This is a genomic window from Parabacteroides sp. AF39-10AC, assembly GCF_003635405.1.
Taxonomy (GTDB): Bacteria; Bacteroidota; Bacteroidia; order Bacteroidales; family Tannerellaceae; genus Parabacteroides; species Parabacteroides distasonis.
In genome coordinates this window covers 1-10,363 of sequence record NZ_QTLP01000022.1, presented here as the reverse complement: position 1 = coordinate 10,363, position 10,363 = coordinate 1, and the positions used below count along the sequence as shown (strand labels likewise).

The following is a 10,363-nucleotide window of genomic DNA, read 5'->3' as shown; positions in this document are numbered from 1 at the left end:
GGGCGTTTAGCTCAGCTGGTTCAGAGCATCTGCCTTACAAGCAGAGGGTCGGCGGTTCGAATCCGTCAACGCCCACAGAAAATAGAGTCTGTTAATCTAATGATTAACAGACTTTTTTATTTATCCTCAACCGCACATTCACGCTTACTTCTGCTTTCGAGACAGAGGAACAGCTATCAGACGATCTAACGAGAATTTTCCGGGTCCCGTTATATACATCAGGATAAAAACCACCAAATAAATGAATGCTAACTCTTTCAAAGAAAATGGGTCATTCCCATGGATGACGAAAAAAGCCATTCCCATGGTAAAAATCATGGGGATCATCGCAAGCCGATAAAGGGCCCCGAATATAAAACCGATGGAACAAGCAAGCTCCCCAAATATCGCAAGGCCCAAAGATATTGAATGCCCTACACCTAACGGATCAGGAAATGAGGCCGACATACTATCGAAATTTGTCCACTTTTGCATCCCATGAGATAATAGTAATCCACCGAAAAGCAAACGAAGCGCCAACAATAGTAATGAAATAGCCGTTCCATCCGGCTTCATTGGAAAAAGAAATTTGTAAATTACTGACATACTCTTCTGTTTTTAATCTTATCATTCTGTCTTTTTGATTATAAAACAAAATCAAGTTAGGGTTAGTTCAGTAAATATCCGTTTATAATCGGGGCTAAACTAAAAAAGCCCCCTTGATTTTTCAATCAAAGAGACTTCCTTTCCTTCGTGACCCGGGTGGGACTCAAACCCACGACCTTCAGAACCGGAATCTGACGCTCTATTCAACTAAGCTACCTTGTTATCAACACTTTAATTATCTCTATATAAGTTCAGAGGTCAACTATAGGTCAACATTGAACTATGATGCAAATTTACTAAATATTCCATTCATAACGAAATCAACCAATGTAAATTAGACTGTACAAGTAGAGATTAATATGTAGGATACTCTAATTCACACACTATGAAATGAGCTTATTATAAGTCCATAACGCAGCCACAGCGATGCCTAATAGTAGATGATAAACAAGAATTGGCAAGAGTAAACTTCCCCATCCCAAACCACATATCAATCCTACCACAACTATAATGATATATAGGAGTAGCATTGTAGCTGCTGCTAACATAATACCTTGGCTTCCAGCTACGACATAATGAAACGGAGCATTAGGGGTTAGAGAATCTGTCTTGAGTGAATTGTTAGGTAATTCAGATCGTGTCATATGTAAATAGTATTAATTCGTAAGAAGTATATTCAAGTCTGGTTGTGAAATCTTGCATAGTGTATTAATCTTTGGTCTACATTACTGTAATAGTGAAGATGAGAGTATAAGAAACTGCATAAGAGTTCTCTCAAACACCATTCTTTAAAGAGGTATGAAATCCATTCATCCCATATATGAACTAATATTTAGTAATTCTGTACCTCATGCCATTTAGCCATTAACAGCCCACTTCACACCGGTTGGTTCAATTCTATGTCTTCAATCTAATCCTCTGTCAGACAGTCTGATTTAGCTTAATATCGTATGATATTTAGTTTGGTGGACTACTTTGAATTGACTAAATTTGTAGTAATTAATCAGTTAGTCAATTAGTATATCTGATTAACTCTCAACCTAAGATGTTTGTGTGAGATTAATGAAGGAAGGCGGCAAAGAGTAATCAATGCCGCCTTTGCTATTTTGTATCTGCCTTATCTACTATTCTACCCGCTGGTAAGAATAAGGTTTACCACGAGGAGTAACCCCATCATCATCTAAATCTTGAATGGATAAGGTTTCAGAATTTAATAAGAGTATCTCACCAATCACCCATTCGTCTTCGTCACTGAACATCTGGTATAGGAGATTATCTACTATCTTGTAAGTCCCATGTTCCTCATAATCCAATTCATCCGTACTGGTATAGCTGAATGTTCCGTCTTTCGTAAAGGTAACATGTGTATGCGTGTATCCCTTATCCACAGTCAATTTCCATGTACCAACGATAGATGGAGTGATCTCCTTATCTCCATCCTCCTTATCATCGCCACAAGCTACTAAGTTAATTGCTAACATGACCATTAATAAGGCCATTCCTAAATGTTTTAAATTCTTCATCCTTTTAATTACTAATTGTTATTATATCCAGTTTAAGAGAAGGTCTATGAGACATTCCATAAACCTTCTCTGCTAATCATAATGAAGTTGTCACTTTATATTTTGTAGTATATGTGTACTTCTTGCCATTATGTATATAAGTCCATCTCAATGTCAATTCATTGAACACGCCTCTAATACTAACATCTTCTCGATAACTGGAACCAGCTTTCAAGATATTATTGTCATAAGGATTGGTAAGAAGAACGTTCTCATTATCATCTATGACTGTATAATTAGTCAACAGTATGTCTTCCTTGCTATTATTAATGATTTCACATCCAATGATACCTTGTATATATCCACCAACATTAATCATGGAAGTAAATGTTTTGGAGGTTATGTAATCACTAATCTCCTTCTTCTTTACTATGATATTAGATGTAGCTGTAAATCCACCGTCCTCTGTGGTGACTGTGATCACCGACTCACCATAAGATTTAGCCGTAACAAGTCCATTCTGATCTACGGTTGCCACAGATTCATTTGAGCTAGTCCAGACTACCTTGCTATTCTCTGCGTTGTTAGGTTTTACCGTGTCAACCAATTGAAAGATCTCTCCAATATCTAACGTTACTTGAGATTTGTTCAATGCGATGCTTGTAACTTTAACACCTTCCTCTGCTACATTTGCTTTACCGTCTTCCATGTTGACAGTGAAGATGTAGCTATGTTTCATTCCATTATATAGGACAGCATCCACCTTGTATTCCCAAACATTAGCAGACTTGTCAAGTATAGTGTAACTGATTTTAGAGTCAGATGGTAGTTCAATATCAGTAAGATTGGTTTTCCAAACGGATTTACCCTCTTTAATATTAAACCTCTCAAATGAGATAGGAGGGTAAGAGTAGTCAAACTTGATGCCTTCTTCATATGAAATGGGGGTTACATTCCCATCTCTAAAAAAATAGCTATCCTCAATTGTAAACAGAGGGTCTCCTTCACTGGAATAGCAACGATTGCCTATTAAAACTGACTCATTGTACCAATCATAAAAGGTCTTATTTTCACTGTCTATCTCTAATGGTGTACGTTTAGTTTTACCGTTACTGGTGAATATGATTTGAGGAATATCGTCTAAGCTAAAGCCTACAATATCTCCTGCCTTTGTTTTCTTATAATAACCAAAGATAGCAAACGTTATCTTCATCTCTTTATATTCCCCATAGCCAGAATAAACCTGTTGTATGGTATCTGTTTCTTCAATATCCAGCCATGTTGATTTGAGCTTCTTTGTTGTAGTATCAAATTCACTAAACCAAAGATGTTTGTTCTTTATGCCAGATAACTGCATAATTCCTTCTCCTGCTTGAGCATATCTGCACTTAATGTCAGAATAATCATCCATGTACTCTGCGAACTTCTTATCAGTGTCATTAAAGATGTTATCTGGAGTAACAGGTATAGGTGGTGTATCTACAAAATCATCTTTACTACACGAGTATAACCCCATACTCAATGCAACCAATAGTAAGGTTGCTAATAATCTTAATGTCTTCATTATTATATAATTATTAAAGTGTTTAATTCTTAATCATCCTTAGTTACTACATTGTAAATAATTATTACTATAATGATAAATAGACAGAACATGAACGTTCCAAAGGACATTGGATTTTCATCTGGCAGTCTATCTCCTGCTATTGCTATTAAAGGAAGGAAAGCCCACAAAAGCATGGTGAGAGTTCTCTTATTCATAAATAATAGTATTGTGCTCACCTATTCCCTCTGGTAAGCTATTAAATATAAGGACGTGAGGAACCACAACATTTAACTGCTGCCACGTCTGTTTAATTTAGATTGATTGTTAATTCTTGAATGAATATAAGTCTTCCCTCACTATTTGCAAGAAGGAGTATAGATCATTATCCCTACCTTGAATTGGTATGATAACACTCATCGCTGCATCTGGCATCTTATCACCTTTACTTGATAAGGTCTGTAACCTATTTTCTACTTCAAGGCATAATCCTGCTTTGTCTGGCTTAGGACACCTTTGCAATTTCACCATCAACTTCATAATGGCTCTACAATCACGGAGTAAGGAAATCCTGTCTACTAGTGTGAATAACCCCATAAGATTAAATTTAAAGCTGCTTACCTGTTCCCTTCAGTAAGCTATTAAACACAAAGAAGGCGTGGAAACTACTGGATATTACTATCATGGGGCACTCTTGTTTCCAAGAGTTTCTGGACTGCCTAACACAAGTAATAAACAATAGCCCACGCCAGACTGTTATATAATCCACTGTGAAGTAGGTATATAGCACCGACGTGAGCGTTCTTGCCTATTATCCTTGTGTTATAGAATTGTCCAGATTCCATGATAGGATAATATATCAAACGCTCTTCGTAAATTTATGTCCTCCCTTAACGTCCTATCGCTTTAGGCATAAGAGATTGGGACAAAGTTACTAAATCGTTTGAATTGGCAAGAACTATTGTTCATTAAAAATCAGAGATAATCCTAAAGTCATATATCTGGGACAGGTATGAAATCTTACTCTCCCCATATAAGAGTCAAATTCTCAACTTCCATACCCGCCTTGAATTTTCATCATCATGTCAACATATTGTTGGTGATTTACAATGGGCTATCTTCGACATAAGTTTTAAGACTTTAGATGTATATGGATTCTTGGAATTGGTGTAATTGACTATATAGTATAGGGCTGAAATGCCAAACTGTGAAGAATTGATTTTAGATGCTTCTCAACTTAATATTTTAGATGTACCATATATATAAGGTGTAGATGCTTACTTCTCCGTTTGAAATTTAGGGTAGAACAAACTTAGATTGGGGTATATAAAGCTAACCTTACTTTAAATTTGTCCTGCCTTTCAAAGTGATTTCACGACATTAACCCTACTCTGACAAGTAACCTCTTAACTTGGGTTATCTGGAATTGGCAACCCTTAGATGTTACGAAGCCTTGCTCATTCAACAAGTCAGTCATTTCAGAGAGTGACTTACCCTGCATTGACAGTGACCGTAGCAATGCGATTGCCCTCATATTATTGGGATTGTTTTCAGCTTTAGCCTTATTGGTACGGGAGCTATTGTAGATAGCTTGCTCAAACTTGTTCATCAAGTTATCAGACTTTCCTAACTTGATTCCTCTTGCTTTCTTAGCCTGTAATGATTGCTTGGTTCTCTGACTAATTAACCCAGCTTCGTATTCTGCAATGCTGCTTATGATATGCAAGATTAACCTATTAGCTTGTGGAAAGTCACAGAAGACAATCTCAACATCTGATTCCAGAAGTTTAGATGTAAATGCTACGTTCCTTGACAACCTATCCAGTTTAGCGACAATCAGAATAGAATTTGTTTTCCTGCACATTGCCAAAGCTGTGAGAAGCTGAGGTCTGTTAGACTTCTTGCCGCTCTCCGTTTCAATATATTCAGCAAGTATTTGTTTATTCTTCACATGGTTGTGTATAATTTCTCGTTGGGCTTCCACACCTAAACCAGACAGCTGTTGTTTCATGGTAGATTGCCTTAAATATGCGATGTATGTCTTCATGATTCACATTAATCAGTAGTTGGTTACAAATGCTGAATGTTCGTTCAGCTTATGTAAGTTGGACACCCAAATGAGGATGCCCAACTGAATTAGAACGGTCTATCTCCATATTGGTATGATAAGATGGAATGATAAACCCTGTCATAGAATGAAAATCCAGCACAGGCATGGAAGTAACTTTCATGTATCGCTGCATATTCACCATTTAGTCTGCTGGTTCTATCCAATAAACTGTCAAACTTATGCAGCCAGTATTTCAATGCTTGCAACCGCTTGATGTATTGGAGATTGTTCTCACAGGTGGATAGCTTTTCCTGTAATGATATAATGTGATTAATCGCATTATCAATGTCTTTGGTATTCATAAGATGTAATCTTTAAATAGTTAGTAGATATAAAGAAAGGACACCTAACTTAATAGATGCCCTTTCAATTAGTAAATTGTATGTAGTGGTACTACTTCTTGGAGTAATGGTGTCTCATTGAGAAGATGGAGACCTCTATCATATCGTCATGTACAGAGTAAATGAGACGGTGCTCTGAATTAATCCGTCTTGACCACTTACCTGCCAACTCATATTTAAGAGGTTCAGGTTTTCCAATCCCAGCATAAGGGCGTTCAGCTATATCATTCAATAAAGCTTTAATTTTATCTATGATAGCTGTATTGCCACTTCGTAAGAAGTATTGATAATCCTTACGTGCTTGGTCTGACAATATTATTCTGTACATGCTACCCGATTTAAGAAATCATCAATGCTTTCTCCTTCATTCTGGGCGATGGCATTACCATTCTTAATATCTTCCTCTCCTTTACGAATAGCGCCCATTGTGTCAGGTGACGACATGATATATTCTGTCTCCTTTAATGAATTGTATTCATCAAGGGAAATCATCACTACTCCGCTTCCCTTACCACGGTTGACGATTACAGTTTCACAATCATCAATTACAGAGTCAATATAACCTTTAAGATTTGCTCTTAAATCAGTATAATTAGCTGTTCTCATAAGTCCTCCTTTTATTTACTGCAAATATATGTACTTATTTACGTACTTGCAAGTTTAATTAGTTAATTATTAGACAAAAGGAAGGACACCTAAGTAAATAGATGCCCCTTCCTCTCTCAATCAATAAACCATCTATAAGCATCATCACCTTGCAGTGCTGATGTTATGCCTTGTGCAATATCAGTAGCGTTTAACGCTCTGTCCAAATAAGTATCAATATAGCTTGATTTGTTACTTCCTGTAAGTAAGTTGTAGAACCGCCACATCGATAATTCCCTGCCATATCCGTAGAAATTTTCATCATTCACATAAGCCCTTGCCACTTGGTTTATTTGACTATCTGTCATTAACATAGGTGGAAGTTTACGCTGGTTGATAGAAGGTAAACTTTGAAAAAGTCGCATTTTACCTAATATCTGGCAGAATTGATGTTGGGTGAGTGAATGATTACCAAATTCATGCATCAGTTGAAGATGGCGGTTTGGGTTGTACTGCTGAAACAACTCTAAAGCTTCTTTGAATAGTTGAGATGTATCACTGACCCTAATATCGTTCTTCAATCCGTCTGTGAACAGACAGAGGTTACAGCAAACAAGGTTCTTGAATCCAATTCCAATGCTGAACCTTTCCACTGTCTTACGTGAATATAGGTTCTCTCTGTTGAAGGCCCGCACACCTGTAACAGTAAGATTGAGCTTATTCCCTTCAACGATCTGCTGAATGGATGGAACTTCATAAGCGAATGCGCAACGCTCGTAGTAGATCGTACGATCACTATCCTGTAATTGGCTTGCTGGCTTATGAATGGCAGATGGTACTCTACCTTTAATAATATGGGACACACGAATGCCTGGTTGTTCAATCCGTTCACCGCTAAAGAAATTCTGGACTGCTTCACCTACTGTCTCAATGAATGCAGCGTGTGAAACAGTAAGCTCGTTATCCTTGCTGAAGACTGGAACAATGCAATCGTTCTTTAGGTGATTGATGGTTGCTTCCTGCGTGTTACTCTCAATGAAGTGTAGGACATTCTTGTGCTTGGGCACTAGCAAAGTAGCTTCCTCCGCTGCTGATTGTAAACTCTGAAACCTTCTCTCTCTTGCCTCAAACGGCATGATCTGTAATGTACTCATAATGTAATTGAATTAAGTGATTATTGATTGATTGGCAAGTATGTGAATGAAGTCCTAAATGAAACGGATCGCTCAGTTTACAATTTAGGACTTCATTACTACTTGCTAAATGACTATAAGTGTTATATCATTAGGATATTTTACATATAGGGCTATTTAGTGTTACCTTTTACAGATTCGCTCAGTTGGAGATTGGGGAGTTGGTTGGTGAGTATAATTTTATTTGTGATTGATGGTGTACCCCCATGCCTGTCAGAATTTTGATTTTCCTTCTGGCAAGCATGGGGGGGAGTAAATGAGGGGTGGGATCAACCGGGGAGAACATTAGGTATTATATGTTCCTCACAGTCCTTCCGTTTAAACAACTCCTCTTTAAACCGAACAAACTTGACCTTGGCCTCACCCTCCCGGTTACTACGCCTCGGATCGAAATATTCCTTGATGAGAGCTTCGGACAACTTGCACATTGCATCTTTCTTGCCGTCTCCATATCGGGAGTAGGTTATTCCGTAACAGTCCAACAGGTATCCAATCCTGTCAAGCACATTCTTTACGGGAATATATAAATCGTTACCTGTTTCTGACTCGAACTCTCTGATCATATCATGAAGAAACTCCGGGCTGAATCTTCGTTGTAGGGCTTCTTCCTCCTCGGTCTGTTTCAATAGTTTCTTGATCGCAGTCTTACCGTACTGTTGTTGTTCGATAACCTCCTTCCCTAACTTGAAGAAGGCGTTGATAAGCCATTCTTCCTCCACGCATTGTGCCCGGACGAACCGTATCGCCTCGGCATTGTCTTTTGTCGCTTCTAATGTGGATACAATAAGCTGGTATTTATCCTTCGCTTTAGCGGCTTTAATTCTGTAAATGTCATCTTCACCGACCGCTTCATCTTCGGGTTGGAAGTCCACATTGAAATATCCTGTATCTTCGTATGCCTGTCTAAGTGCATTGGGTGAGAGATAATATCCTTTCACCTGCTCGTCAAGTAATAGTTGCTCTATGGAGAACCTGTCAAATCCGTTCCGCTCGGAATTTAAGACCTCATTCAGCCGTAGCCGTTTTAATTCCTTATCATAATATGTGGGATCATCAGCTTTTATCCCTTCCTGCTGAATGGCTCGGTAACATTTGATTCTCGCCTCGATGTCTTTATATATTTCTTCTTCGGGTTTAACTTCAAGCTCGTTAGGAATTGAAGCTATAACCGTAAGAGAGTTATATCTCTTCCCGTTGGGGAACACATGCCTAAATCTGCCTTGACACTGGATGGCTTCGGTGAACGGATTGATTAGGGTGTGCTTCACATGATCGTAGTTCGACAGTATCAGCACATCGCAAAGTTCTTTCAGATTGATGTCTATTGACGGGAAGAACCTCGATGTAAACAGATTCACCCTTCTTAGAGGAAGTTCCAGCTTATCCGTACTATGTTCCAAGAAGCGGCTCTTTAGCTTGTCGGCACTGTCCTTTGAGCAGAAGACCTTGTAGTCGTCCTCTTTTATTATTCCGTCATGCAGCAATGATTCCACGATGCTACAGATTCCCTCTGTTGTCTTATAGAAGATGCACACATGGGGAGAACCGTTATCCAACAGCCTTTTTACTTCCTGCTTCACCCGACTGTAAAAGCTACGGGTTGTTATCAAAGTCATATCCTCCCGATAGTCATAGTCGGGCTTAATTTCTACCCACTTGAATTGGTGACGCAAGAACAGTGTTAAGGTGTACTTGCTCGGCTTTAACGGAGTGGCAGACACGACAGCCTTTCCCTCGAATTTGAAGAACTCCTTCATTGGGGCGGATATGCTTCTACGATAGCCTGTATCTTCTGTCAAGTGCTCGGATTCATCGAACAGGCAGAAGAACTCCTTATAAATATTCAAGCCCAAGTCCTTTGCCACCTTCAAGACTTTGCTCTGAAACCCTTCGGGGGTGGTTATGATCTTTTTGTACTTGATGTTGGGGTTCTTGAGGTAAGCGATCAGTTTCTTGACGGTCACTTCTTTGAACACCCCTTGAGCTTCATTAAAGGTCAGTACCTTGTTCTCCACCGAAGATTTGAACGGCTCAATCACGATAGAGTTTCTTGGACTTAACTTCGCGTTCAATTCCATGTAAGTAGCTCCCGTACCTGTCATTACCTTATTAATAATGGCATTGCTCGGCAGCATGGGGTAGCCTTGTCTTTTTAAGGCTTCTGACAGGTATTCGCCTTTGGAAATGTTCAGTTCGACAACCTCCAACCCTTTAAATCCATTCTGTTCACTCATGGCAAGACGGGATTAATGGGTAAGAAACTTGAGTAAAATCGCTTATATATGGTCGGTACGGATTTCGTACCTCTCCCGGAATTGGGGATGCAGACGCATATATTGTTATTAACTCTGCGAGCCGGATTACTCTTACCTTGCTGGTAAGTCCCGATAGGTAGCTCATGCCAATTGTCCGGGAAAACAGAAACTTCTTGTTCATTTAATCGAAGTTTGAATGGCTCACCCGATAAATCAGGGGGAAAATTCTTTAATTCTATAGAAAATTTG

Annotated in this window: 9 protein-coding genes and 1 tRNA gene; 1 reads left to right on the top strand and 9 read right to left on the bottom strand. The window is 38.7% G+C overall.

Going from position 1 to position 10,363, the window contains the following annotated elements; genetic code table 11:
* Window positions 1–75: transfer RNA gene (locus DW033_RS17720), tRNA-Val, on the top strand.
* Window positions 76–144: 69 nt separating this feature from the next.
* Here DW033_RS17720 and DW033_RS17715 read toward each other — a convergent pair.
* From DW033_RS17715 to DW033_RS17660, 9 genes are all read right to left on the bottom strand, one after another.
* A complete protein-coding gene (locus DW033_RS17715; protein WP_005867918.1) occupies window positions 145–585 on the bottom strand; it encodes a DoxX family protein in 441 nt (146 codons plus the stop codon).
* A gap of 1,124 nt (window positions 586–1,709) precedes the next feature.
* Window positions 1,710–2,108: a lipocalin family protein gene (locus DW033_RS25345; RefSeq protein ID WP_048928147.1), complete on the bottom strand. Its 399-nt coding sequence runs from the start codon at window positions 2,106–2,108 to the stop codon at window positions 1,710–1,712.
* A gap of 76 nt (window positions 2,109–2,184) precedes the next feature.
* Window positions 2,185–3,651 carry an Ig-like domain-containing protein gene (locus tag DW033_RS17695; protein ID WP_048928146.1) on the bottom strand — a complete coding sequence of 489 codons (1,467 nt, stop codon included), beginning with the start codon at window positions 3,649–3,651 and terminating at the stop codon, window positions 2,185–2,187.
* Between the two features lie 1,351 nt (window positions 3,652–5,002).
* Window positions 5,003–5,677: a recombinase family protein gene (locus DW033_RS17685; RefSeq protein WP_048928144.1), complete on the bottom strand. Its 675-nt coding sequence runs from the start codon at window positions 5,675–5,677 to the stop codon at window positions 5,003–5,005.
* Window positions 5,678–5,766: 89 nt separating this feature from the next.
* Window positions 5,767–6,042, bottom strand: coding sequence for a hypothetical protein (locus tag DW033_RS24980; protein ID WP_081024193.1), 276 nt, complete (start codon window positions 6,040–6,042; stop codon window positions 5,767–5,769).
* 91 nt (window positions 6,043–6,133) lie between these two features.
* A complete protein-coding gene (locus tag DW033_RS17675) occupies window positions 6,134–6,409 on the bottom strand; it encodes a Txe/YoeB family addiction module toxin (protein WP_048928143.1) in 276 nt (91 codons plus the stop codon).
* Entirely contained in the window at window positions 6,397–6,687 is a 291-nt protein-coding gene (locus DW033_RS17670; RefSeq protein WP_048928142.1) for a type II toxin-antitoxin system Phd/YefM family antitoxin, read from the bottom strand. Before DW033_RS17670 ends, DW033_RS17675 begins: the two co-directional genes overlap by 13 nt.
* A 116-nt stretch (window positions 6,688–6,803) precedes the next feature.
* Window positions 6,804–7,820, bottom strand: coding sequence for a DUF3871 family protein (locus DW033_RS17665; protein ID WP_048928141.1), 1,017 nt, complete (start codon window positions 7,818–7,820; stop codon window positions 6,804–6,806).
* Window positions 7,821–8,128: 308 nt separating this feature from the next.
* The gene (locus DW033_RS17660; protein ID WP_048928140.1) at window positions 8,129–10,093 is read right to left on the bottom strand and encodes a hypothetical protein; all 1,965 of its coding nucleotides are present in this window, start codon (window positions 10,091–10,093) and stop codon (window positions 8,129–8,131) included.
* Between the last annotated feature and the right edge of the window lie 270 nt (window positions 10,094–10,363).